The following is a 24174-nucleotide window of genomic DNA, read 5'->3' as shown; positions in this document are numbered from 1 at the left end:
TTATCGCGCCCCTGCATTGATTAAATTTTGTGATACGGCAATGGCATTTTTATTCAGCTGGGTATGGGCATCTGAACGGCTGATCTCCTCATAGCTGGTGCCGATACTGAGCGCCTCAGCAGTCAGGGCACTTTGCCAGGCCTGACGCAGAATCTGTAATTGTCCTAAACGGAGGTTTTGCAGCTGAGTAGTCGCCTGCTGGACATCTGTAGTAGATAGTTTTCCTGCCCGAAAACCTTGCAAAGTACGGCTGTGAACTTTACTTGCCAAGGCAATCTGTTCAGTCGTTGCATCAAACTGACTGCGCAAGCCTTTCAGCTGATGCATGCCATTGGCAATATCCAAGATTTGCTGCTTCAGCTCCTGTTGTTGCTGTTGATTGAGCAAGATCTGTTGCTGCTGGGCCATAGGAATCGTATATTGCTGACGATTAAAAATATTCAGCGGCACATCAACGCCCAGTACTAAAACCGTTTCATTATTTTCATCCGGCGACTTGCTACGATTCATTCCCACATTCAAGGTCGGGTTCGGACGCGCCTGCACTTTTAAATTTTCAATCTGATTATTCGACTGCTGGAGATTCAAGGCATACAGCTTTTCCAGCCAGCCTTGTGCAATATAACGCTGTACCACTTGCTCACTGTGCTCCGGCCAAGGCACCCCCTTTTTATTCGGCTGAATAGCTGCGGCCGTTTCTCCCCACAAATTAGAGAGCTGACGCTCAGCCACCTGCTGATTCAAAAGCGCTTGCTGATACAGCCGTTTTACATCTAGCGCTTCAATCTGGGCACGTTCAAAATCGACCAGTGCAATACTGCCCGCCTGATAACGTTTCTGGGCACTGTCCAGATTAGCTTTACTTACGGTTAATTGTGAGGCATAGACAGACTGTTCAACCTGAGCAAGCAGCAATTGTGACCAGGCAAATTTCACAATCAGCTGGCTTTGTGCTTGCCATAATTGCTGCTGTAACTGGATTTGCTGATTTGAGGTCTGTGCCATACGCTGCTTCAGCTTACGCTCGCCAAAAAGGTCTAGCGGCTGGCTGATGCCAATACTGAATTCCTGCTCCTGATCTGAACCAAATCCGGACTTTTCGAGGCTTAAACTTGGATTTTGCCATAACCGGCTTTGCTGAATATTCAGTTTAGAAACTTGCTGGCCTTGTTGCCACAACTGATCCTGAGCCTGATAGTTTTGTACTTTTGCTAAAGCCGATTCAAAACCGCTGACCGTTTCAGCACAGCTATATTGCACGCAGACTGCACAGACAGCGACCACCAGATAACGGCTCAAGAATGCCATTTTTTGTAAAGACATAATTTTCCCACTTATTGAAATAATAACAGTGGTGGGAATATTTTAGGCTACCCCACCTTTAGCGGGGAAAATTCGGGAGGCGGGCTTTGCTGAAAAAGGTCCGGTGCCTGATAGCTGTTTTTCCAATAAAACTCTGGAATTACCTGAGTCTCGAACACGGGCAAAACAATCATAACTTTTGCATCTTGCACCAATAAATGTGTCATCGACGGTAAATGATCCTGATGATCTTCACCCAGTTCAAAATCGTTCCCGATTTGCTTTAAATGATCTAGCTGCGAATGATACGAAGGTTGTCGGTTATCACTGGTACACAAAGTATTTTGATGGTGACCGAAATGATAACGCTGTAGCGATGCCTGTTCTTCATGGGCACAAAAGGCTGCTGCCACATTCCAAAGACTTTGGAACATGAACAATCCAACCAAGACCGTAATCCATGTTGCAAGACGCATAAGAAAGCCAGATAAAGCGATTCATCTGCCATTATAGAGCCTATCCTCTGTCTATCAAGACTTTACTCCATTCAATTTAGATAGAATAAGTAGCTTAACTCACCTAGATACCCGGATTGGCTGAATAGTTTTATACCGGCTGGATTATAAACAAGCCAGCTCTGGAGCGGACTGATACTGCCTGTTCAAAGCTCCATCAGACCTGTCAATCATCCAGGTTGATCAGGCTCAATCCTGGATTTTTGTAGTTTACCTGCTCTGAAATTTCAAACCGAAATAGCCCTTATCTTGCTCACACTGATCCAGCACCTCGCTACTGACAGTTTCGATTGAGGACTTTATTTCTCAAAGATTTCTTTTAAATCACGCGGCATGCCTTGGGCAGATTTAAACTCTCCTTTACTATCGCGCCAGACCATAGACGGCGTTGAGAAAAACCCATATTTCTCCATCAAGCCTTCATTGAAGTCAATTTTTTCTGCAATCTCTTTAGGAATGCTGCTCGCCGGTTTCAAGCGATTCTTGGCTTTATCCGTATTCATCTTGGCAAACACGGCGGCCGGATCTTTGGACTTCAACAAGGTGGCAATCTGAGCCCGACTTTCTTCACGGATTACCCCGACCTGGATATGACGTAACTGGACTTTGCCGGATTGAACCCATGGACGTGCCTCTCGCCAAAGTTGATAACAATAAGGACAATTAGGATCTGAAAATACATAGACAATACGTGGCGCTGTTTTTTGCCCATCCTGAATCCAGGTGGCTTTTTCCAGAGTCTTCCATACATCATCCAGAACCGCCTGTTTGGCATGTTGATTCATGGCTTCAATCGACAGGTTTTCTCCTTTGGCATTATATAAGTCACCCTGGATGTAATATTTCTGGTCATTAGAAATAAATACCGTTCCAGGATGCTGATTGCTATGCCCGACCCAACCGGTCATACCGCTGGGTGCAGGAATTTGCTTCACAAACTGAAAGCCTTCCTGCGTAATCTGTGTTTTAAGGTCTGTCGCGGCTGAAGCAAAGGCCGTACTGCCTGCGAGCAACATAAAAATAAACGTACGTTGTGTCAGTCTCATCATAAAATTCACCCGGTCAAGTTAAGGTTGTAGAGAAATTTTGCTTAAATAGTGCTGCAACATTGCAGGACTTAACTCCCCCATATGCCGTTCTACCAGCTGGCCCTGTGCATTAAAGAACAAGGTACTCGGTAAGCCGAACATATTCAGCTGTTGAGGCAGCTCGCCATATGGATCAAGTAATACATTTTTAAAATCAAGCTGATAACGTTTTAAATAATCTCGGACTGTGACGCCATCTTCACCCTGATTCAGCATGATGAAATGAATGTCAGGATATTGATCATGGGCCTGCTGTAAAACCGGCATTTCTCGATGACACGGCGGACACCAGCTGGCCCACATATTAATCACCGTAGGCTGTCCGGCGAACTGCTGGAGTGCGATCTGCTCTGCTGCCTCACCTGTTTGATTCAAAGAAGAAAAGCTTAAATCTGGGAAATGTGTTTCCTGTTTCACACTGGCTTGCAGCGCTATACCTGTACCTAAAAGCAGCGTAAAAATAAAGATAAAGCTAAGCCTTGAGGTATAAGCCAAACCTTTATTTTTCCAGAAAAACCAACCCAATCCGAAGAGAGCACCGCCAATTAAATGAAATCCCTTGTCCTGAATTTTAAAGATGTCGATCATGGAAGTAGAATACGCATCCCAATGCAGCATGATAAAAACCATTCGTGCTCCGATCAGCCCGATCAACACACTGGTCCATAGGGAGTCCTGAAACACCTGAAAGATCGCTGGGTCCCAATTCAGTTTCCGGCTAACCAGATGAGCGACAATCGACACTCCAAGTAGGGCGACTAAAAGAATGATCAGTGTCCAAGGCAACATCAACGGACCAAGATGTAAGGCTTCAGAAGAAATCATGGCTGTCCTCCTGCCTGAAGCTGTTTTAATCGTGTCAGTAGCTGCTCTGCACTAAATGTGCCGGTCAGTCGAAGTCTGCGCTGCTCCTGCTGCGAAGCATCCAGCATGATCATGGTCGGCGGCCCCAGAATCTGCCACTGTTTTAATACGTCATCCTGACTTGGATGATAATGAGTAAGATCCAGCTTAATCCTCACAATATCCTGCAGCGCCCTCTGTACATCTTCACGCGGTAGCACTTCATGCTCAATAGGCTGACAGGCTACGCACCAGTCGGCATAGACATCAATAATGACAGCTTGTCCTTGAGACTGGACAAGTACGCGGCTCAGTTCCTCTGCCGTGCTTACCTTCTGCCATTCCAGTACGCGTTCTGCCTGAGTGATATTAAGCTGGGCAACAGCCTGGTTAAGCTGCCAAATACCTCCGGCAGCAAACAGAAGACTTAACACGGCCACTATGGTTTTCGGAATTGCCCGTGATAAATGAGGCAGCATTTTCAGCAGGCAATAGCCTGCAAGTAATAACAGGGTCAAGCCCAACAGGCTGAAATACACCACTCCCGGAATGAAGGGGCGTATAAAATAAATCGCCAGAGCCAGCATCACAAAACCAAAGCTGAATTTAAGACGATCCATCCATACACCGGGTTTAGGTAAATATTTTGCCCCAAATACTGAAGCAATAAATATCGGCAAGCCAAGACCCAGGCCAAGCACAAATAAATAGCTGGCGCCCATCACAGGCTGATTCAACTGAGAAACAAATAACAGGGCTCCGGCCAACGGCGCACTCATACAAGGGCCTACAATCAAGGCCGCGATCACGCCCATCAAGAAGGCACCGAACAATGTGCCGCCCTTTTGACGCTGCTGCCACTGGTCCAGACGCTGTAGCAGACCCTGTGGCAAGGACAGTTGAAATGCCCCGAACAGGTTAAAGGCAAACAGAACAAAGAGAAGAGCAAAAAAGCCAATGAATGCTGGACTTTGGAACCACCGCTGGAAGCTATAACCTAATTGCGCCACTGCCAGTCCCATCAACGCATAGACAATTGCCATACCTACAACAAAAGCGCCTGCAATCAATGCCGCCCGGTAACCGGTTTTACGCTGAACCAGAATTCCCGAAAGAATAGGAATCAGAGGCAAGGAACAGGGTAGAAAAGCCAACAGGATGCCGAGCCCTAAAAACACCAGTAAATTAATCAACAGATTCTGACTCGAAAGCAGGCTAAAAAAGAACTGGTCATTATTCCATTGAGATTGCATAGGGCTTGTGGCCTGATCAGACTGTGTCTGAAGTTCTGTCTGAGGGCTGATTTCACTTGCGGCCGGTGTCAGCGTTTTATCAGCGACTGGTTCAGTCTGCGGTAGCAAGACCGGAATTTCAGATATTTCTTCGATATCTTTATTACTTAAATTTTCTACTGCTGGCGCTGGTTTTTTTTCTTGAGCCAGTCCCGGTTCAGCGACTGGTTCAGGTTGCAATACAGCATTAGCAGTAGAGTCCAGATTTAACAGCTTTTTGGTTTCAGTGATTCTCTGGGCCGGCAACAATCCTTCAGCATCAGTTTGAATCGTGCTGCGTTGTACCGGATAACATAAGCCGCTTTCTGCACAACCTTGCCACTGAATACTCAGCGTTTGCTGGGGCTGCACTTTAATCTGTGTTTTGACTTGCCCATAATGTACTGGAGTCAGACCAAAATTGGGATCATCCTTATCTTGAGGTGCCGGCAAATCCAATTTGAGCGGTGTTTGCCCCTGACTGACTTTCAACTGATCATGATAAAGATAATAACCATCCGCAATCTTCCAGGTAAGTTCGGCTTTATCCTGGCTGGTCGATACCGCCTGGAACTGAAAAGCTTGATCAGGCGGCAGATAGTCAGCATAGGCATTATTTAGTCCTATGCACACCATGATCCAAAATACTCTGCAAATCCAAGCCATCATCCCTATCTCGTTTCATTTCATCACGGCCATTATCAGGAATCTAAAATTAAGGGAGCATTAACAGGCAGAATCATTTATAAAATAGACACAGTATCGGAAGGAAAGAGTATGTTCGTCGTCCTGGTAGAAGATGATCCCTATATTGCGCAGAGTATTTGTGCAGCTCTGGATTTTTTAAATATTTCTGTAGAGCATGTCAGTACAGCACGTACAGCGGATTATTTTGTCCGCCATAGCGCCGTAGATCTGTGTCTGCTCGACTTGGGACTGCCGGATCAGGATGGCCTGGAGTTACTAAAACAGTGGCGCCAGGACCAGATTCATCTACCTGTGCTCGTGCTGACAGCACGTTTACATACTCAGCAATGTGTAGAAGCCTTAAACCTGGGTGCTGATGACTATCTAACCAAGCCTTTTGAGCTGGATGAACTGATTGCCCGTATCCATGCCCTTAGCCGGCGCCATCGGGGCTTTTCATCGAATATCTTGCAGTTTGCAGACCTCAGCTTGAATCGCGATACCCAGGAAGTGTTCTATCAGCAGCAGGCCATTCAGCTGTCCAGACGTGAATACAGTTTACTGGAGACCCTGATGAGTCATCCCAACCAGATTCTGAAAAATGAGCAGCTACTGGATAAACTCTATGGTTATCAGGACAGTATTGAGAGCAATGCCTTAAATGTGCATATTTACCATCTGCGTCAAAAATTAAATGCTGATTTTATCCAGACCATCCGTGGTGTGGGTTATATGTTTAAAGCTCCCGGGGAAAGCTGATGCGTAGCTACAGTTTGAAATGGCGTCTGGTCATCAGCTTATTACTGGTCTTTTTGTGTTTATGGAGTATCGTTTTTGCCTGGCTGTACATTGACCTGCAAAAACGCCTGCAAGAGACGCTGGATCAACGCCTTTCTGCATCGGCGCATATGGTGGCGCGCCTGATTCAACAACTTCCCGTGCAAGCCATTCATCATGAACTGATACAGCAACCCAATAAATCGGCAGATGCTGAAAACCTGATTGCCTGTGAAGTGTCTCTGTTCAGCTCGGATATTTCAGTGGGCCAGCAGGTTTTGGCCAAAACCCGGGGAGCGCCTGCCAACCTGAGCCAACAGCCGTCTGGATTCAGCACCTGGCAATCTGGCGGCATTGAATGGCGCAGCTATGTACTGCGTAAAGGTGATATACAGATTGTCGCCGCTGAGCGCATGTTCCTGCGTGAATCCTTGTTACAGCAGATTTTACGATCCGTACTTATTCCCCTGATGCTTTCCTTATTGATCTGTACCATCCTGATTGTACTGATTATTCGCAGGGAATTTAAAAGCCTGGATGACATCGCCCAGCATTTAAGTCGAAAGAATTTAACCCTGACGGCGGCAACCCAATATTTAACCGATCTTGACCCTAGACATATTCCGCATGAAGTGCAGCCTTTCGTCGACAATTCAACACAACTGATTCAAAAGCTGCATCATAGTCTGGAAAATGAAAAAGTCTTTACGGCCTATGCCGCCCATGAATTACGCAGTCCTTTAACTGCCATTAAAACCCACGTCCAGCTGGCCCAGTTGATGGCACAGCACGAGGCATCGCCCAAGTTACAGCAAAATTTACAGCAGGCCGATACCAGTATCCGCAGATATGCCGAGCTTCTGGAGCAGCTTTTAACGCTTTCTTCTCTAGAACACAATAAAATAGAAGAATTAGGCTCAACAGAAGTAGCAAGCGTATTAAGACAAGTTATTCAAGACCTGCAACCAGCTTATCCTGCGCTTCAGACAAGCCTAAATATCGACTGGGAAAGCCTGACCAGCATTCAGCTGCCAGACTTTGCCTTATATACGGTTTTAAAAAACCTGATGGAGAATGCGGCTCTGCATGCACATGCCGATGTTATTTCTATATCTATGCAAGATAAATCTATGATTTTTCAAGATAATGGCAGCATATTGGATCAAACTGAAATGGAGAATCTGGGACAGCGTTTCTGGCGTAAATCTTCCCAGCAGCCCGGTCATGGCTTAGGTCTGTCTTTGGTTAAAACGCTCTTAAGAAAATATCATTACCATCTGGAATTTCAGGCTGCTCAGCCACATGGTTTAATGGTTAAATTAAGTCCATTGTCTGACTAAATACCTGATCAGAAAAAACTCAGGATTTAGGCCTGATCAATTGCAGACATAATGAAGTACACATTCATCCTGAAGATGAGCAGCGAGAAACTGATCAGCAAGACTATTTTTGCATTTTTCCACGCCCGTACTTAATATGCCGCTTATAGCAATTAATATTAAAAAGCCTAATGCTTTATCTTCTTAGCATCATACTTCTGCTCTTTCTTATCCATTACTACAGACTTCACCAGACGACCTCGATAACCAGTGAGTTTCTTCTATATCTGTTTATTTTTCTTATCATAATCTGCATCAGAAGTGCCTGGCGTGTTCTGACTTAAAAAAAACACTTAGCACCATCCAAAATCCATGCCTGACATCACAACACGGCGCGAATAGAATGCCTGTATATGACAAACCAACACGATGATATTCTGGGTATAGTCTTTTCACCTCACTAAAGCCGGTTTTAATTATAGGTATGGTCAAGGCACTAAGAGTTTAAGCACAGATAAAATGACTTTTAGAATCGGTTTCCCCTCAAACATCTAACCTAATCTGTGATTGCTATTTTTATAGGCTCTAAGCACGGCCTTTATATGCTCTCACCATCTGATCGCTGATATCTTCTGGATAACAAAGCGGCTTATACCCACCCGCCCGGTTATAAGCACTAAGCTTACCGCATCGACTCCCATTTTTTGCAGTATTGTATGGACAAGGACAATTTCCTGGATAACTTTCAATCGATTGCTGAATCATTTTTTGCTTAATCGCTTCAGTACTTTGTCCATTTTGTTTGGCTTCCGCCCCAAAAGCCAAACATAGTCCTAATAAAACTAGAATTTTTTTCATCATATTCACCTCTTAGACAGATTCTATACAGAGTGAATACTTATGTGAATTATTGACTTTTAAGTATTTCTTTAATTCATTAAAGTCATCTTTGAAACCATAAAAAACCCGCCATATATTAGCGGGTTGTTTCTCAAAACAGTCCTGTCTTATAGACGAACCAATTCCACAATTTTTTCAGCCAGTTCTTCAACCGCTTCTTGAACATAAGTCACATCAGCGTCTTCGCTCACTTCAGTTATAACCACCACACCCGTTTCACGAAGCAGCGCAACCTGCTCTGCGGTTAAACCTGATTTGGCAATAGCCACCACACCTTGTTGAATTAACAGGCTTTCTAGGGCTTGCGCACTTTCCAGTGCTTGGGCGGATACAGATACTATCGCAGGCTTCTGACCTAAACGTGCAGCACGATCTTCGGCAGTAACAGGATTGGTATGAACTACCCATTCAACCGCTTCCTCAACCATGCCGGCACCGACAGTTACGTTGCTTAAGCGGTCAATAAAGATAAACGAACCGGTATGGCGACTGTCCTGATAACGGTCAAAGACCACAGGCGCATCAAACTCGATGACGACATCGGCAATCGTATTCAGATTAAGCTGCTCTACCTGAGTTTTTTCCAGCGTATTCACGTCCACACGGTAATTAATCTGTTCCACTTTGGCAGGAACGATTTGTGTACCCAGCTTCACATTATAAAGCTTGCCCTTTACCAAAGGCTGATCATTCATCCATACCACAGAAGCACGAACTGAACGTGATGCCAAAGGTGTATCCCCTGCTTTGACCAGCATGTTGCCACGAGAAATATCAATCTCGTCATTTAGCGTCAAAGTAATGGCCTGACCTGCAAAGGCACGTGGCAAGTTACCATCAAAAGTCACAATTTCTTTTACCGTCGACTTTTTACCCGACGGCAAGGCCACAATCTCATCCCCTACTGCGATTTCACCGAGCGCGATTGTACCGCAGAACCCGCGAAAATCCAGATTTGGACGATTGACATACTGTACAGGTAAACGGAATTCCTGTTTGTCTGCCTGATGAGAAACCTCCACCGACTCAAGCGTCCCCATTAAGGTCTGCCCGGTATACCACGGTGTGTGTTCAGACTTGTTCACCACGTTATCGCCATTCAAGGCCGAAATTGGGGTAAATACGATATTCGCCGGTTTGCGATCCCCTAACTGATTCACAAAACTGGTGTATTCGGCCTGAATCTCGTTGAAACGTGCTTCAGAAAACTCCACCAGATCCATTTTGTTAATGGCAACAATAATGTTCTTAATACCAAGCAGGCTGGCAATAAAGGTATGACGGCGCGTCTGGGTCTGTACGCCATAACGGGCATCAATCAGGATAATCGCCAGATCCGCAGTCGACGCACCAGTCGCCATGTTACGGGTATATTGCTCATGTCCCGGCGTATCCGCGATGATGAACTTACGCTTTTCAGTCGAGAAATAACGGTAAGCCACATCAATGGTAATGCCCTGCTCACGCTCAGCTTGCAGGCCATCAACCAGCAAAGCCAGATCAGGTGCATCGCCAGTCGTACCAACTTTTTTTGAATCCCGGGTTACCGCTTGCAGATGATCTTCATAGATCAGCTTTGAATCATATAACAGACGACCGATCAGGGTCGACTTGCCATCATCTACATTACCGCAAGTCAGGAAACGCAGCAGGTCTTTATTTTCATGTTGCTTTAAGTAAGCCAGAATATCCTGGCTGATCAGTTCTGATTGATGAGACATGGCTCAAACTCCACAAATGCTTTAGAAATCAGTTTTAATCCTTCACGCACCTCCATCTTTCTTTCATAAAAAGAATGGTTATTCCCCCTCTTGCACCAAAAGAGGGTTAGGTGGGAGATTAATTAGAAGTAGCCTTCCTGTTTTTTCTTTTCCATCGAGCCCGCTTCATCATGGTCAATCATACGTCCCTGACGTTCAGAGCTGGTTGCAAGCAACATCTCCTGGATAATCTCAGGCAAGCTATCGGCTTCTGACTCGACTGCTCCGGTTAAGGGATAACAGCCCAGTGTACGGAAACGTACCGATTTCATTTCTGGAACTTCGCCTTGTTTCAGTGGCATGCGTTCATCATCTACCATAATCCAGGTGCCACCACGTTCAACTACCGGGCGTTTCGCTGCATAATACAATGGAACAATTGGAATCTGCTCCAGATAGATATATTGCCAGATGTCGAGCTCTGTCCAGTTCGACAATGGGAATACACGAATACTTTCGCCCTTGTTGACTTTACCGTTATACAGATTCCACAGTTCTGGACGCTGGTTTTTCGGGTCCCAACGGTGTTTGCTGTCACGGAATGAATATACCCGTTCTTTTGCACGTGATTTTTCTTCATCACGACGCGCGCCCCCAAAGGCTGCATCAAAACCATACTGATCTAGTGCCTGTTTCAAACCCTGAGTTTTCATGATGTCAGTATATTTGGAACTGCCGTGATCGAATGGATTGATGCCTGCATCGCGACCTTCTTTATTTTGATGAACGATCAAATCAAAACCATGGGTTTTTGCCATGTTGTCACGAAAGGTGATCATGTCTTTAAATTTCCAGCCCGTATCTACATGCAGTAGAGGAAATGGAAGTTTTGCAGGGTAAAACGCTTTTAGGGCTAAATGCAGCATAACAGCTGAATCTTTACCGATTGAGTAAAGCATAACCGGATTTTCAAACTCGGCAGCAACTTCGCGAATGATGTGAATACTCTCAGCTTCAAGCTGTTTAAGATGAGTAAGTCTTTCCTCATTTAATGACATGGACAACCTGCGGATTACACGTGTACTTAATGACACTTTATAGAAATTTATAATTATTATAGAGAGTAACTTTTTATAACGATTGCTTGTTTTATGATATTCATATCTCAAAAGCTCATATAAAACTTCACTAATATCAACTATCAATTTTAGTGAATCCAAATTTCAAGCTAAACTAGCACCATTCCATCAGCCTCCTCCTCAGGATATTTTTTATAGTTTTTTTAAAAAAATATAATAGAAAAATCAACTAAAGTGGGGTTCACAAGCGATAGAAAAAAAACTAGAGTTGCAAGAATTTACCCACTGAATTTTATTCTTTTATATGCCCTATAATGCTTTCGATCTTGCAACCTTAAAAGCCTCCCTGGAAAAAGCACGGCTTGCTGGTTATCTTTATCAGCATCAATCCTCTATTTTGGTATTACAGGAACCATTGACTGAAGATGGCAGCCCTTTAAATATTTATCTGCAGCATGAACTGACGGCAGACCAGATCGGCATCCAGTTTGGTTTGCGCCAACAGGAAGGACATTGGGAATATCTACTCGGTATTACCTACAGTAACCAGAATGCTGCTTATGAAATTGGTGCCGGTAATCTGAAAGGTGATCAAAAGGCCTTTAACCTGCTCTATGCTTTTTATAATTACCCTAAAGCCTTTTATCTGGTGGCTTTACCGCTCTCTGCAAATACCCAGACACTGGAACAGGCTTTGCAGCAACAGTTATTTAATCAGCCTGAACTTCAGTTTTTGGAAAGCGCAGTCAAAACCAATCCGATGGGTGAGCAGGTGAAATGGATGAAATCTTATCTTTTACAGCAGGCGCTGGACATGAAAGTTCGCATCCAAACTGCCCTACTTTAAGTGCTTCTACAAACGCTTCTCCCCTCCAGACTAGGATCATCATACTCACTTTCCCTACTCTCTCTTTTATACGTCCCCTCATGCTTGAATTTTCTTGTTTTGACTTTCATCTGTCCATTCGTCTAATAAATATTATAAAAATGAATTTATGATTAAAAACTTTGCGCTTGATCTTTTTCTATGCTTAACTCTCCTTAAGTGCATAACATTAAATACTAGCCTTTTTCAATTTTCATTCTAGTATTTTATGTAATCTATTGGATACAATTTGAATGATAACTGTTATCTTTTATCCATTATATATTTGACCATAACCATAAATATTTGAGACAATAGCAATGTGGGAACTGTTCACTCATCCTTCAAATATCGTATTCAGTATCAGCTTAAGCCTGATGCTGATGTTTGCAGCTTTGGAGTGCGTGCTATTGATTCTAGGAGGTGGCTCGCAGAATATTCTGGAGCAGTTCTGGCCCCATGACGCCATACAGGCCGATATTGCATTTGAACAGAATCCGGGAATATTGTTTAAAGTATTGGACTGGCTTTATATTCGCCAGTTACCTTTCTTTATCTGGCTGATTATTTTTCTGACCTGTTTTGGTTTGAGCGGCTTCTTGATTCAAGGCATTTTTGAATATTTTAGTAATCAGTTGTTCAACGTTTGGATTATCACCCCTGCCTGTCTGTTGCTGTGCATGCCTGTTGTACGCTGGTGGGCAATGCTGGCCACTAAAGTTATTCCTCAAGAAGAAACCACAGCCCTCTATAGTGACGAGCTGCTTGGATGCAAAGCCATTATTATTTTAGGTGAAGCCAAGCTAAATTCTCCTGCACAGGCCAAGGTGCGTGATCCATATGGTCATACGCATTATGTACTGGTTGAACCGGAACAGAATCATATTCTTCAGCAAGGTCAGATAGTTGTGCTAACCCAAAAAACTAAAAATGGCTTCCAGGCCATAGAGTATTAGGGTCTGTTGGCAATTCGTCTACGTTTGCAACTGGAAAGATATATTTCGCAAGATTTTTAGTTAAGACAAGGCGTGAGGCAGGAAATCCAGTCTTCTAAATGCATGATTTATTACTAAATAGTAGCAAAAATATGCTCGTTCCGAAAGGCAGTAGCTCGTTTCCTTCTGCACCCTCATTTGCGGTTTTTATTTAATCCCTTGCTTTATGCAAGCTATTTTTATTTTCCTCTGCATCTCTAACAGTAAAGAATACAGAACACTACATAAATTCTCCCAGAGCCAGGTTTTTTCTATTACAGTATTTATCCTGATTTTGTTTTTTATAGTAAGCCTCATGTCTTATTTTTTAGATAAAAAAAAATTGAATACCCTACTGATGTGTATAACAACTCTGCCTTTATTTGCATGCAACCCCTTATCTCACTCCAAGGCACCGGTCTTCATTAAAAACCATCCAATTAATGTGCTTGTTGCGAAATACCAAGCAGAAAACCTTCCACCTTCTAAAATGATCAAAATTGATCAAATGCGTATTATGCATATTGATCTCGACTACGTTTTCGATACTGATAAAGAGCAGCAACAACGCAATATTAAAGCTTTGATTGCACGTATCCAGCAAATCCAACCTAATACGATATTTTTACAAGCATTTGCCGATCCGGATGCCAATGGGTCGGCAGATCAGGTTTATTTTAAAAACAGGCATATTCCAACACGAAATAATTTATTCCCTACAGTTCTTAGCGAAATTAGACAGTACACTCAGGTTAAACAGATCTATGCATGGCTTCCGCTGATTGCTTGGGAGTTTCCGGAAACTGAGTCTCTTCAGTATGTGACTCATAGCCAGGGAGCTGGCTCAGGCTATATTCGTATCAGCCCTTTTGACCCCAAAAATATGAACTTAGTGGCAGAGATTTTTATTGATTTTATTCAGAATAATCCAGTCGACGGCATTTTATATCATGACGATATTACCCTCAGTGACTATGAAGATAACTCTCAAGTCGCTAAAAAAATCTATAGCTCTTGGGGATTTAAAGATTTATCTATTTTAGGTCAACCACAACATCCTGAACAGTTTAAATTTGCACAATACAAAACTGCTTATCTTGACCAGTTTGCAGCAGGCATTAGCCAGATTTTAAAAAAACAACAACCTCACCTGCTGACCGCACGCAATATGTATACTCCCGTTGTACTCAATCCGAAAAGTGAACAATGGTTTAGTCAATCTCAAGCCAGTACACTGGCGCATTATGACTATAATGCAATTATGGCCATGCCCTATATGGAAGAAAGCACGAATCACCAGCAATTTTATTTAGACCTTATTGCTCAGGCAAAAAAATACGACCCAACTTTGGATCGTACGATTTTCGAGCTTCAAGCAGTCAACTGGAGAAATAATCAAAAAATCTCCACTCAAGAACTCGCTAAAACTATGGAGTTACTAAAACAACATGGTGTTAAACACTTTGGCTATTATCCTGACGATTTTGTGCAGCAACATCCACATGCGTCCACTTTGCAGTCGGTATTTCCAGCTGATCACTCAGATCATAAGCCCTAAGTTTACCTTCTTCACTGTAGTGTAAGGTGATATTTTTTGCTTGCTGTAAACGCCTGATATCATAAGCATTTACACTGAAACTTTGAGCCAGATCCGAGGTTGTGACGTTCTTCGGAGATAATCGCTTTTCCTTATTATGAAAACGATACCAGTTATAACCTGCCCAAAGAAATAGACATGAAATGAACGTCGCGATAAGTCCCATCAACTGAAATAAATTTAAGGATTCTTTGGGCATTTCGGCCACAACCAGCTGGTCATAGACCAAACCGCCTTCCACCCACCAAAAGAACAAGGTCAGCAACGGCATAAACAACCACATCCATACCACCCAGCCGCATGCCAATAAGCTATAACCTACCGCCTTATTACGAACATATTCAGGTTGATCAATATAAGCAGGAATATCGAGTAATGCTTTGTCGGTAACGACTTTAAATACTTCCTTTTTTTGCATCTCCGGCCTCCCTTCTAAAGCCACGATCTGGACTCACCCATCGCGCACGTTTTTGAGTTTTTAATAATGTTTTAGGCACCGCAACCACTGTGGTCATCATAGTCAAAACCCAGAAAAATAAAGGATACCAGATGACCCAAAAATAGTTTCTTAAAATACGGCCACGGTCATAGCGGTTATCAATCATCAGACTGACAAAAAACTGAATAAGACAGGTGACCCCTAGAATTACTCCATACCACTGTGGAACCAGTGATTGGATGGCCCACTCACCCGGCAAAGGAAAAAATAGCCCATACAGGTAAAGCAATATAATACCAAACATGACATAGGCCCAGACAATACTGATCATCGACTCGATCACAACCGGCCACATACGGCGTAAACGCCAGTTAAACATTTTTGGAGTATATGCCAATAGCACTTCAATCCCACCTTGAGCCCAGCGCAGGCGTTGTTTCCATAAGCCTTTAAAGGTTTCAGGCATATGAAGATAAAAAAATCCCCAGTTAGGGGATTTTTTTAAAGAAGTTTTAACTTACACTAAACCTTTGTCTTTCAATACTTCCAACATAGTAGAACCAAGCTCAGCCGGACTACGCGTATACGCCATTCCTGCACGTTCAAAAGCTGCAAATTTCTCTTCTGCAGTGCCCTTTCCGCCTGAAATGATCGCACCGGCATGCCCCATACGCTTGCCTTTTGGTGCTGTTACACCCGCGATATAACCGACTACCGGCTTAGTGACATTCGACTGGATATATTCTGCTGCTTCTTCCTCAGCAGTCCCGCCAATTTCACCAATCATAATAATGGCTTCAGTTTCAGGATCTTCCTGGAACAGTTTTAAGCAATCAATCTGGTTCATGCCCGGAATTGGATCACCTCCAATACCGATACAAGTTGACTGCCCCAAACCTAGCTTCGTAGTTTGCGCAACGGCCTCATAGGTCAAGGTACCTGAACGCGAGATAATTCCGATTTTACCTTTCTGGTGAATATGGCCTGGCATAATTCCGATCTTGCATTCTTCAGGTGTAATAATCCCTGGGCAGTTTGGACCAATCAGGCGTGTACCATTGCCATTGGTTTCAAGATAACGCTTAGCCTTTAACATATCGAGTGTTGGTACGCCTTCAGTGATCACCACAATCAAACCAATACCAGAATCCACCGCCTCTACAATTGAATCCAGTACGAAAGGCGCAGGAACATAAATGACAGAAGCATCCGCATTGGTTTCACGAACCGCCTCACGCATGGTATTAAATACTGGTAGATCCAGATGGGTCTGACCACCCTTGCCTGGGGTTACCCCGCCCACCACTTGGGTACCATAAGCAATCGCTTGTTCTGAATGGAATGTGCCGTTTTTGCCAGTGAAGCCCTGTACCAATACTTTCGTGTCTTTATTAACTAATACGCTCATGTTAGATACCCCTTAAGCTTTCACAGCAGCAACGATTTTTTCTGCAGCATCAGCAAGGCCTGTTGCAGAAATTAATTTCAAACCAGATTTATCCAGTAATTGTGCTCCTAATTCTGCATTGTTCCCTTGCAGGCGAACAACCACAGGCACTGTCACATTCACTTCCTGAACTGCTGTAATAATTGCTTCAGCAATCATGTCACAACGTACAATTCCACCAAAAATATTGATCAATACTCCTTGTACAGAGCTATCTGCCAAAATAATCTTAAAGGCTTCAATCACGCGATCTTTGGTTGCGCCGCCACCGACATCAAGGAAATTAGCCGGCTGTCCACCATAGAGCTTGATAATATCCATGGTTGCCATCGCAAGACCGGCCCCATTGACCATACAACCAATATTGCCCTCTAGTGCCACATAGTTCAAATCAAATTCAGAAGCTTTTAATTCACGCTCATTTTCCTGTGAGGTATCACGTAGTGCTGCAATCTCAGGCAGACGGTATAAAGCATTTGAATCAATACCAATCTTAGCATCCACACAAAGAATATCGCCATTTTCACGCACAGATAGCGGGTTAATTTCAAACAGGGCAAAATCATTTTCTATGAATGCGTCATAAGCTGCACTCATAATTTTGACAAACTGATTGATTTGCCCATCTTTAAGTTTTAGTGCAAAAGCGGCTTGACGTGCCTGAAATGGCAATAGACCAACCAGCGGATCTACCTCAACTTTAATAATTTTTTCCGGGGTTTCTTCTGCGACTTTTTCAATATCAACACCACCTTCGGTGGATACCATAAAAGTGACTCGGCGGCTTGAACGGTCCACCACAGCCCCTAAGTACAACTCACGCTCAACGGGATATACATCTTCTGATACCAGAATACTGTTTACCGGCTGTCCATTAGCATCCGTCTGATAAGTCACCAGACTTGAGCCAATAATCTGATTAGCATATTCGGCTGCTTCTTCTGCCGACTTTACCACTTTAACACCACCTGCCTTACCACGACCACCCGCATGAACTTGGGCCTTGAGGACTGCAAACTTTCCACCTAATTGCTCAAATGCCTGTACGGTTTCATCAGCATTAGTGGCAAGTATGCCTTCCTGTACTGGCATACCATATTTTTTTAATAACGCTTTGGCTTGATATTCATGTAAATTCATTGATTAACCTTTTACTACTTATTTGACTTGTTATACATCGACCCATATTTCTTGATTCACAATCAAGATTGGTGTTTTAGAACTCAATGTTGTTTCTTATCTTTATTCTTAGATGATTATTCATATAAAAACAACCACCAAATGCAAAAAGAGCGGCTTAAGCCGCTCTTTTTGGTATTACTTACGTTTACGCTGAATCGCGTGAATCGCTCGTCCATCCACTGCTAAAGCTGCTTCATGTACAACTTCAGAGAAGGTGGGGTGACCAAAAGTCATCAATTGCAGATCTTCAACACTCGATACAAACTCAAGTGCGATCATACCTTGGTGAACAATATCAGACGCAGCCGGCCCAATCACATGCATACCCAGTAAACGGTCAGTTTTGGCATCCGCAACAAATTTCACGAAACCAGCATTTTCACCTGCCGCCATGGCACGACCATTCGCAGCGAAGCCAAATTGGCCAGTCTTCACTTCGTGGCCTTTTTCTTTCGCCTGCTCTTCGGTTAAACCTACCCACGCCGCTTCAGGGTGTGTATAGATAACTGAAATGATAGTGTCGTAGTTGACTTGTGCAGCATGACCGTGGATACGTTCAACTGCCATAACACCTTCTTCCATGGCTTTATGTGCAAGCATTGGACCACGTACCAAGTCACCAATTGCGTATACGCCTTCAATAGAAGTTGCACACCAATCATTTACTTCAACTAAACCACGTTCAGTCAGTTTGATCCCACAGTCATCAGCCAACAGGCCTTCAGCATAAGCACGACGCCCTACACACACGATCAACTTATCGAAAGTTTGAGTTTTTTCTTCGCCACCTTGTGTGTATTTAACTGTAACTTCACGGCCATTCACTTCGGTGCCAGACACTTTCGCGCCAACACGGATATCTAGACCCTGTTTAGTTAACAGTTTTTGATAGTCTTTTGCCAAGGCTTTATCCGCCATTGGTAAAAAGGCATCCATTGCTTCAAATACAACAACTTCAGCACCCAGACGACGCCAGACAGAGCCAAGCTCCAGACCGATAACACCTGCACCAATCACGCCCAAACGCTGAGGTACTTCCTGGAACTCAAGTGCACCAGTCGAGTCAACAATAAGGTCTTGATCAACAGGCGCTACCGGAATATTGACCGGCACAGAACCGGTTGCCAAAATGACATACTTCGGTTCTAAAATTTGAGTTTCACCTTCGTGCGACACAAATTCAACTTTTTTGCCTGCCAGCAATTTACCCGTACCTTTTAACCATTCGATACCGTTGCCTTTCAAAAGACCGTCGATACCCATGGTTAATTGGTTAACAATTTTGTCTTTACGAGCAAGAAGTTTTGCAAGGTCAAATTTCACTTCACCAGTCGTAATACCGTGATCATCTAAGTGATGCACTGTATCTTCATAACGGTGAGAAGAATCAAGTAACGCTTTAGATGGGATACAACCCACGTTTAAGCAGGTACCACCTAGAGATGGCTTGCCTTTATGAATACGTTTTTCGATACAGGCAACTTTATAGCCAAGTTGCGCTGCACGGATTGCAGCTTCATAACCACCAGGGCCGCCGCCAATAACAACAAGATCAAATTGTTGAGACATTTTTATCTCCAAAAATGGGCTTAGAGGATCGCCCTAAGCCCATGCTTTATTTTTTAGAATTAAAGGTCAAGGATCAGTTTAGCTGGCTCTTCTAACAATTCTTTGATTGTTACCAAGAAGCCTACTGCTTCCTTACCATCAATCAGACGGTGGTCATAAGAAAGTGCCAAGTACATCATTGGTAGAATTTCAACCTGACCATTCACCGCCATTGGTCGCTCCTGGATTTTGTGCATACCCAGAATTGCTGTTTGTGGTGTGTTCAAAATTGGCGTAGAAAGTAATGAACCGAAAGTACCACCATTAGTAATGGTGAATGTACCGCCAGTCATATCTTCGATACCCAGTTTACCGTCACGTGCCTTAGCAGCATATGCACGGATACCACTTTCAACTTCAGCATAGTTCATGCGATCGGTATCACGAAGTACAGGAACCACTAGACCACGGTCAGAAGATACTGCTACACCGATGTCGTAGTAACCATGGTAAACGATGTCTTCACCATCAATAGACGCGTTTACTGCAGGGTAACGTTTAAGTGCTTCAGTTGCTGCCTTAACAAAGAATGACATGAAGCCCAGACGCGCACCGTGGCGTTTTTCGAATGCATCTTTATATTGAGCACGCATGTCCATGATTGGTTTCATGTTTACTTCGTTGAACGTCGTCAACATTGCTGTTTCTTGAGTTGCAGCAAGTAGACGTTCAGCAACACGCTTACGAAGACGTGTCATTGGAACACGTTTTTCAATACGTTCACCAACAGCCACACTTAATGGTGCAGCAGCAGGAGCAGCTGGCTTCGCCTGGTGATTTGCCACGTCTTCTTTAGTGATACGACCACCACGGCCTGTACCTTCTACATCGCTTGCAGCAATACCAGTTTCAGTCAAGGCTTTACGCACTGCAGGCGCTTGATCTTGTACTTGCTGACGCTCAACAATTGGTGAATTACCTGCTTCAGTATTCGCCGCAGCTTGTTCAACTTTCTCTTCAGACTGAACTGCCTGAGTTTGAGCAGCACCAGAAACAGCGCCTTCTTCAAACTGTGCAATCACTTCAGCTGAAAGTACTGTATCACCTTCGTTTTTCACGATTGATGCAATAGTACCGTCTGCAGGAGCAACAACTTCTAAAACAACTTTATCTGTTTCAATATCGCAAATCACTTCATCACGTGATACTGCTTCACCTGGCTGTTTGTGCCAAGTTGCGATCGTACCGTCCGCAACTGACTCTGGGAATACCGGTGCTTTAATTTCGGTTGCCATTCTTTAGAATCTCCTGATTATTCAGCATCGATCGCAAGCGCGTCGTTGATGAGCTGAGCTTGTTGTTTTGCATGCAAATATGGTGAACCACATGCCGGTGCAGCAGAAGCTTCACGGCCTGCGTAGCTAATACGTACTTGTTTACCTGATTTCATTACATCATCGTATAAACGAGGTGCGATGAACAGCCAAGCGCCCTGGTTTTTCGGCTCTTCTTGCGCCCAAACAATTTCTTTGATGTTCGGATAAGCAGCAAGGACTTCCGCCAGACGTGCTTCAGGATATGGATACAATTGTTCAATACGTACAATCGCAGTATTGTTCAATTCTTTTTCACGACGTTTTTCTAGTAAGTCGTAGTAAACCTTACCACCACATAACACGAGACGAGTCACATCTGCCTTGTTGATGTTGTCGATTTCGTCAATCACTGTCTGGAATGTGCCAGTTGCCAGCTCATCCAGGGTAGAAACCGCCAGCTTATGACGCAGTAATGACTTCGGTGACATGATGATCATTGGTTTACGGATCGGGCGGATCGCCTGACGACGTAAAGCATGGAAAATCTGTGCAGGGGTAGTCGGTGTCATCACTTGCATGTTTTCTTCAGCACATAACTGCAAGAAACGTTCCAGACGTGCAGAGGAATGCTCAGGACCCTGACCTTCATAACCGTGTGGAAGTAGCATAGTTAAGCCACACACACGCTCCCACTTGGTTTCACCAGATGAAATAAACTGGTCAATCACCACTTGTGCACAGTTTGCAAAGTCACCGAACTGCGCTTCCCAGATAATCAAGCTCTTTGGAAGAGTTGTTGCATAGCCGTATTCAAATGCCAGTACTGCCATTTCAGACAATAATGAGTCATAAATTGCAACACGCGGCTGGTTCTCTTTGATATGGCACAATGGAATATAAGTTGAACCATCCACCTGATTGTGCAGTTTCGCATGACGATGTGAGAAAGTACCACGACCTACATCTTCACCAGTTAAGCGCACCAGATAACCATCATCCAGAAGAGAGGCATAAGCTAAAGTTTCAGCAGCACCCCAGTTCAACGGTATTTCACCAGTCTGCATTTTCAGACGGTCATCAATGACTTTAGACACTTGGCGTTGCATGACAAAACCTTCTGGAAGCTCACGCATTTTTTTGCCAAGTTCTTTTAGGCGCTCAAGTGAACAGGTCGTGTCCCACTCGTCTGTGTAGTCATGACCCAGATAAGGTGTCCAGTCCACAAACATTTTTTTGTTCGGCTTAAGAACCAGAGCGTTAGCAACATGATTGCCCGCTTCCAGATCAGCGCGATAGCTATCAATTAACTGGTCTGCTTCTGCACGGTCAAGCACGCCTTGTTGTACCAGCTGATCTGCATAAAGCGTACGAGTTGTCGGCTTCTTGTTGATCACTTGATACATCATTGGCTGGGTTGCAGCCGGCTCATCCGCTTCGTTATGACCACGACGACGGTAACAGAACATGTCAATCACGACATCTTTACGGAAAGTATGACGGAAATCATGTGCCAGTTGAGAAACGAAAATCACCGCTTCAGGATCATCACCATTGACATGGAAGATCGGTGCCTGAATCATTTTTGCAATATCAGTACAGTATTCTGTAGAGCGCGCATCACGTGGGTCAGAGGTTGTAAAACCAACCTGGTTATTGATGACGATATGAACCGTACCACCTACTGTATAGCCACGCGTTTGTGACATCTGGAAGGTTTCCTGGTTAACGCCCTGACCTGCAAATGCCGCATCACCGTGAACGATAAGCGGTAATACATCATCACCACCAATGTCTTTACGACGGACTTGGCGTGCACGTACCGAACCTTCAACCACTGGTCCAACAATCTCAAGATGCGACGGGTTAAATGCCAGTGCCAAGTGAACTTCGCCACCCGGAGTCATGACGTTAGAAGAGAAACCTTGGTGATATTTAACGTCACCAGAACCTTTCTTGTGGATTGATTTACCTTCAAACTCACCAAACAGGTCAGCCGGGTTTTTACCCATGATATTGACAAGAAGGTTCAGACGGCCACGGTGTGGCATACCAATAACCACTTCTTTACAGCCTACTGAGCCAGCACGCTGAATAATCTCATTCACCATTGGAATGAAAGATTCACCACCTTCAACACCGAAACGTTTCGCACCAACAAATTTATTACCCAGATATTTTTCCAGGCCTTCTGCAGCAGTCAAGCGCTCCAGAACATGCTTTTTCTGTTCTGCATTTAAACCATACTGACCGCGCGCACTTTCCAGACGCTGCTGGATCCAGCGTTTTTCTTTAGTGTCCACGATGTGCATGTATTCAGCACCGATTGAAGAGCAATAAATTGCTTCCATCGCCTGAACCATTTCACCCAGGGTCGCTTCTTCTTTACCAATAGCGAGATTGCCGGTATTGAACACAGTGTCCAGATCAGACTGGGTTAAACCATGCGCAGCAAGATCCAGATCTGGAACAATTTCACGCTTTGCCAAACCTAATGGATCGAGTTTTGCTTTCTGGTGACCACGATTACGGTAAGCAGCAATCAGCTGTAATACGCCAATTTGACGACGTTCATGCTCTGAGCTTACTGCTGATTGGATAACAGGCTGAATACGGCTTGAATTGCGACCTAAAAGTAGGAATTGCTCACGTACATTACTGTGTGGTTGATCACCTTTTGGGAATTTATCGAAGTACGCTCTCCAGTCAGCACCTACTGAGTCTGGAGCAGTGAGGTACTGCTCATAAAGTTCTTCAATATACGCTGCACTATCAGCGGAAAGTTCAGTGTCAAGACGCAGAGCGTCAGCAACTTCTTGCATTTGTGGACCCATTTCCTATTGCAAAAACATTTTCAGGATGCTTTTTAAGCAAAACCCAGGATTTTTAATGTCAAATTTGTAATATGACATTAGTCCCCCATAAGGCATAAGCCATGAGGCGTTATCACCACACCAAGTAAACCTTGATATGTTTAATGAATAATAACGCCCCTCAGCGGCATCATCACTCATTGAATACCCGATCGTGACCGAGCAATTTTTTTGCAAATCGACTTAGGAAAAACAAGGTTTTAACGCATATTTTTGCTAAAGCGACTTTTATATAACCTTATATAACACTCTCTTTCAGTTGCAGTGTTTAAAAAATGTACCCAAGCGGCACACTTTTTCGATTTAAACTTAGGCTAAATGCTAACATGTTATCAGTTTTCAATTGATTTTTTTGACACATACCTCCTATAAATTGGCTAAATACAGTGTAGAAGTTTTACTCTACTATATGGTGCTGTATTTAAAAATCAGATTCAACGTAGACTTAAGTCCAA

The 24174-nt window shown here is 43.8% G+C and carries 19 protein-coding genes and 1 pseudogene; 5 read left to right on the top strand and 15 right to left on the bottom strand.

Going from position 1 to position 24174, the window contains the following annotated elements:
• The 5 genes from E5Y90_RS04485 to dsbD form a co-directional block, all read right to left on the bottom strand.
• Positions 1 to 1323 (bottom strand): TolC family protein, encoded by a 1323-nt coding sequence (locus E5Y90_RS04485; RefSeq protein ID WP_174659524.1) that lies wholly within the window; start codon positions 1321 to 1323, stop codon positions 1 to 3.
• Between the two features lie 47 nt (positions 1324 to 1370).
• Positions 1371 to 1778, bottom strand: a complete 408-nt coding sequence (locus E5Y90_RS04480) for a cation efflux protein, CzcI-like (protein WP_217485913.1) — start codon at positions 1776 to 1778, stop codon at positions 1371 to 1373.
• A 338-nt stretch (positions 1779 to 2116) separates the two neighbouring features.
• A complete protein-coding gene (gene dsbG / locus E5Y90_RS04475; protein ID WP_228723985.1) occupies positions 2117 to 2833 on the bottom strand; it encodes a thiol:disulfide interchange protein DsbG in 717 nt (238 codons plus the stop codon).
• Positions 2834 to 2884: 51 nt separating this feature from the next.
• Positions 2885 to 3730 carry a TlpA disulfide reductase family protein gene (locus E5Y90_RS04470; RefSeq protein WP_174659523.1) on the bottom strand — a complete coding sequence of 282 codons (846 nt, stop codon included), beginning with the start codon at positions 3728 to 3730 and terminating at the stop codon, positions 2885 to 2887.
• The gene (gene dsbD, locus E5Y90_RS04465; protein ID WP_228723984.1) at positions 3727 to 5685 is read right to left on the bottom strand and encodes a protein-disulfide reductase DsbD; all 1959 of its coding nucleotides are present in this window, start codon (positions 5683 to 5685) and stop codon (positions 3727 to 3729) included. Before dsbD ends, E5Y90_RS04470 begins: the two co-directional genes overlap by 4 nt.
• 111 nt (positions 5686 to 5796) lie before the next feature.
• Between dsbD and E5Y90_RS04460 the strand changes: the two genes are divergently transcribed.
• Complete coding sequence (locus E5Y90_RS04460) at positions 5797 to 6465, top strand: response regulator transcription factor (RefSeq protein ID WP_151202934.1); 669 nt, start codon at positions 5797 to 5799, stop codon at positions 6463 to 6465.
• Entirely contained in the window at positions 6465 to 7823 is a 1359-nt protein-coding gene (locus E5Y90_RS04455) for an ATP-binding protein (protein ID WP_174659522.1), read from the top strand. The genes E5Y90_RS04460 and E5Y90_RS04455 overlap by 1 nt, the downstream gene beginning before the upstream one ends.
• 564 nt (positions 7824 to 8387) lie before the next feature.
• Here E5Y90_RS04455 and E5Y90_RS04450 read toward each other — a convergent pair.
• The 3 genes from E5Y90_RS04450 to cysD form a co-directional block, all read right to left on the bottom strand.
• Positions 8388 to 8660: a hypothetical protein gene (locus E5Y90_RS04450; RefSeq protein WP_174660553.1), complete on the bottom strand. Its 273-nt coding sequence runs from the start codon at positions 8658 to 8660 to the stop codon at positions 8388 to 8390.
• A 149-nt stretch (positions 8661 to 8809) separates the two neighbouring features.
• Complete coding sequence (cysN, locus tag E5Y90_RS04445; protein WP_174659521.1) at positions 8810 to 10423, bottom strand: sulfate adenylyltransferase subunit CysN; 1614 nt, start codon at positions 10421 to 10423, stop codon at positions 8810 to 8812.
• Positions 10424 to 10545: 122 nt separating this feature from the next.
• Complete coding sequence (cysD, locus tag E5Y90_RS04440; protein WP_151202942.1) at positions 10546 to 11460, bottom strand: sulfate adenylyltransferase subunit CysD; 915 nt, start codon at positions 11458 to 11460, stop codon at positions 10546 to 10548.
• A 325-nt stretch (positions 11461 to 11785) separates the two neighbouring features.
• Between cysD and E5Y90_RS04435 the strand changes: the two genes are divergently transcribed.
• The 3 genes from E5Y90_RS04435 (at position 11786) to pgaB (ending at position 14878) form a co-directional block, all read left to right on the top strand.
• Complete coding sequence (locus E5Y90_RS04435; protein ID WP_151206420.1) at positions 11786 to 12328, top strand: hypothetical protein; 543 nt, start codon at positions 11786 to 11788, stop codon at positions 12326 to 12328.
• 338 nt (positions 12329 to 12666) lie between these two features.
• Complete coding sequence (locus tag E5Y90_RS04430) at positions 12667 to 13302, top strand: YqiJ family protein (RefSeq protein WP_174659520.1); 636 nt, start codon at positions 12667 to 12669, stop codon at positions 13300 to 13302.
• 334 nt (positions 13303 to 13636) lie between these two features.
• Positions 13637 to 14878 (top strand): poly-beta-1,6-N-acetyl-D-glucosamine N-deacetylase PgaB, encoded by a 1242-nt coding sequence (pgaB, locus tag E5Y90_RS04425; RefSeq protein ID WP_174659519.1) that lies wholly within the window; start codon positions 13637 to 13639, stop codon positions 14876 to 14878.
• Here the strand turns inward: pgaB and pgaD are convergent.
• The 7 genes and pseudogenes from pgaD to E5Y90_RS04390 form a co-directional block, all read right to left on the bottom strand.
• Positions 14775 to 15335 carry a poly-beta-1,6-N-acetyl-D-glucosamine biosynthesis protein PgaD gene (pgaD, locus tag E5Y90_RS04420; RefSeq protein WP_174659518.1) on the bottom strand — a complete coding sequence of 187 codons (561 nt, stop codon included), beginning with the start codon at positions 15333 to 15335 and terminating at the stop codon, positions 14775 to 14777. The genes pgaB and pgaD overlap by 104 nt on opposite strands.
• A pseudogene (locus tag E5Y90_RS04415) lies at positions 15313 to 15831 on the bottom strand (poly-beta-1,6 N-acetyl-D-glucosamine synthase); the annotation flags it as partial. The pseudogene E5Y90_RS04415 and the gene pgaD, both read right to left, overlap by 23 nt.
• Positions 15832 to 15873: 42 nt before the next feature.
• A complete protein-coding gene (gene sucD, locus E5Y90_RS04410) occupies positions 15874 to 16764 on the bottom strand; it encodes a succinate--CoA ligase subunit alpha (protein WP_174659517.1) in 891 nt (296 codons plus the stop codon).
• A gap of 12 nt (positions 16765 to 16776) precedes the next feature.
• The gene (gene sucC, locus E5Y90_RS04405) at positions 16777 to 17943 is read right to left on the bottom strand and encodes an ADP-forming succinate--CoA ligase subunit beta (RefSeq protein ID WP_174659516.1); all 1167 of its coding nucleotides are present in this window, start codon (positions 17941 to 17943) and stop codon (positions 16777 to 16779) included.
• A gap of 177 nt (positions 17944 to 18120) precedes the next feature.
• Positions 18121 to 19554 (bottom strand): dihydrolipoyl dehydrogenase, encoded by a 1434-nt coding sequence (gene lpdA, locus E5Y90_RS04400; protein WP_174659515.1) that lies wholly within the window; start codon positions 19552 to 19554, stop codon positions 18121 to 18123.
• A 59-nt stretch (positions 19555 to 19613) separates the two neighbouring features.
• Positions 19614 to 20828, bottom strand: a complete 1215-nt coding sequence (gene odhB, locus E5Y90_RS04395; protein WP_151206428.1) for a 2-oxoglutarate dehydrogenase complex dihydrolipoyllysine-residue succinyltransferase — start codon at positions 20826 to 20828, stop codon at positions 19614 to 19616.
• A gap of 17 nt (positions 20829 to 20845) precedes the next feature.
• A complete protein-coding gene (locus tag E5Y90_RS04390; protein ID WP_174659514.1) occupies positions 20846 to 23668 on the bottom strand; it encodes a 2-oxoglutarate dehydrogenase E1 component in 2823 nt (940 codons plus the stop codon).
• Positions 23669 to 24174: the final 506 nt, after the last annotated feature.

This window comes from Acinetobacter sp. 10FS3-1 (assembly GCF_013343215.1).
GTDB classification, from domain to species: domain Bacteria; phylum Pseudomonadota; class Gammaproteobacteria; order Pseudomonadales; family Moraxellaceae; genus Acinetobacter; species Acinetobacter lwoffii_C.
The sequence above is the reverse complement of the archived record's forward strand: the minus strand, read 5'-3'. Positions and strand labels throughout refer to the sequence as shown.

Bases quoted from the DNA above. Each gene is read 5' to 3' on its own strand.
- dsbD (WP_228723984.1), bottom strand. From the start codon at position 5,685: ATGGCTTGGATTTGCAGAGTATTTTGGATCATGGTGTGCATAGGACTA.
- pgaB (WP_174659519.1), top strand. From the start codon at position 13,637: ATGTCTTATTTTTTAGATAAAAAAAAATTGAATACCCTACTGATGTGT.
- E5Y90_RS04460 (WP_151202934.1), top strand. From the start codon at position 5,797: ATGTTCGTCGTCCTGGTAGAAGATGATCCCTATATTGCGCAGAGTATT.
- sucD (WP_174659517.1), bottom strand. From the start codon at position 16,764: ATGAGCGTATTAGTTAATAAAGACACGAAAGTATTGGTACAGGGCTTC.
- dsbG (WP_228723985.1), bottom strand. From the start codon at position 2,833: ATGTTGCTCGCAGGCAGTACGGCCTTTGCTTCAGCCGCGACAGACCTT.
- sucC (WP_174659516.1), bottom strand. From the start codon at position 17,943: ATGAATTTACATGAATATCAAGCCAAAGCGTTATTAAAAAAATATGGT.
- E5Y90_RS04480 (WP_217485913.1), bottom strand. From the start codon at position 1,778: ATGCGTCTTGCAACATGGATTACGGTCTTGGTTGGATTGTTCATGTTC.
- E5Y90_RS04390 (WP_174659514.1), bottom strand. From the start codon at position 23,668: ATGCAAGAAGTTGCTGACGCTCTGCGTCTTGACACTGAACTTTCCGCT.
- E5Y90_RS04470 (WP_174659523.1), bottom strand. From the start codon at position 3,730: ATGATTTCTTCTGAAGCCTTACATCTTGGTCCGTTGATGTTGCCTTGG.
- E5Y90_RS04435 (WP_151206420.1), top strand. From the start codon at position 11,786: ATGCCCTATAATGCTTTCGATCTTGCAACCTTAAAAGCCTCCCTGGAA.
- E5Y90_RS04485 (WP_174659524.1), bottom strand. From the start codon at position 1,323: ATGTCTTTACAAAAAATGGCATTCTTGAGCCGTTATCTGGTGGTCGCT.
- E5Y90_RS04450 (WP_174660553.1), bottom strand. From the start codon at position 8,660: ATGAAAAAAATTCTAGTTTTATTAGGACTATGTTTGGCTTTTGGGGCG.
- odhB (WP_151206428.1), bottom strand. From the start codon at position 20,828: ATGGCAACCGAAATTAAAGCACCGGTATTCCCAGAGTCAGTTGCGGAC.
- E5Y90_RS04455 (WP_174659522.1), top strand. From the start codon at position 6,465: ATGCGTAGCTACAGTTTGAAATGGCGTCTGGTCATCAGCTTATTACTG.
- cysN (WP_174659521.1), bottom strand. From the start codon at position 10,423: ATGTCTCATCAATCAGAACTGATCAGCCAGGATATTCTGGCTTACTTA.
- E5Y90_RS04430 (WP_174659520.1), top strand. From the start codon at position 12,667: ATGTGGGAACTGTTCACTCATCCTTCAAATATCGTATTCAGTATCAGC.
- lpdA (WP_174659515.1), bottom strand. From the start codon at position 19,554: ATGTCTCAACAATTTGATCTTGTTGTTATTGGCGGCGGCCCTGGTGGT.
- pgaD (WP_174659518.1), bottom strand. From the start codon at position 15,335: ATGCAAAAAAAGGAAGTATTTAAAGTCGTTACCGACAAAGCATTACTC.
- cysD (WP_151202942.1), bottom strand. From the start codon at position 11,460: ATGTCATTAAATGAGGAAAGACTTACTCATCTTAAACAGCTTGAAGCT.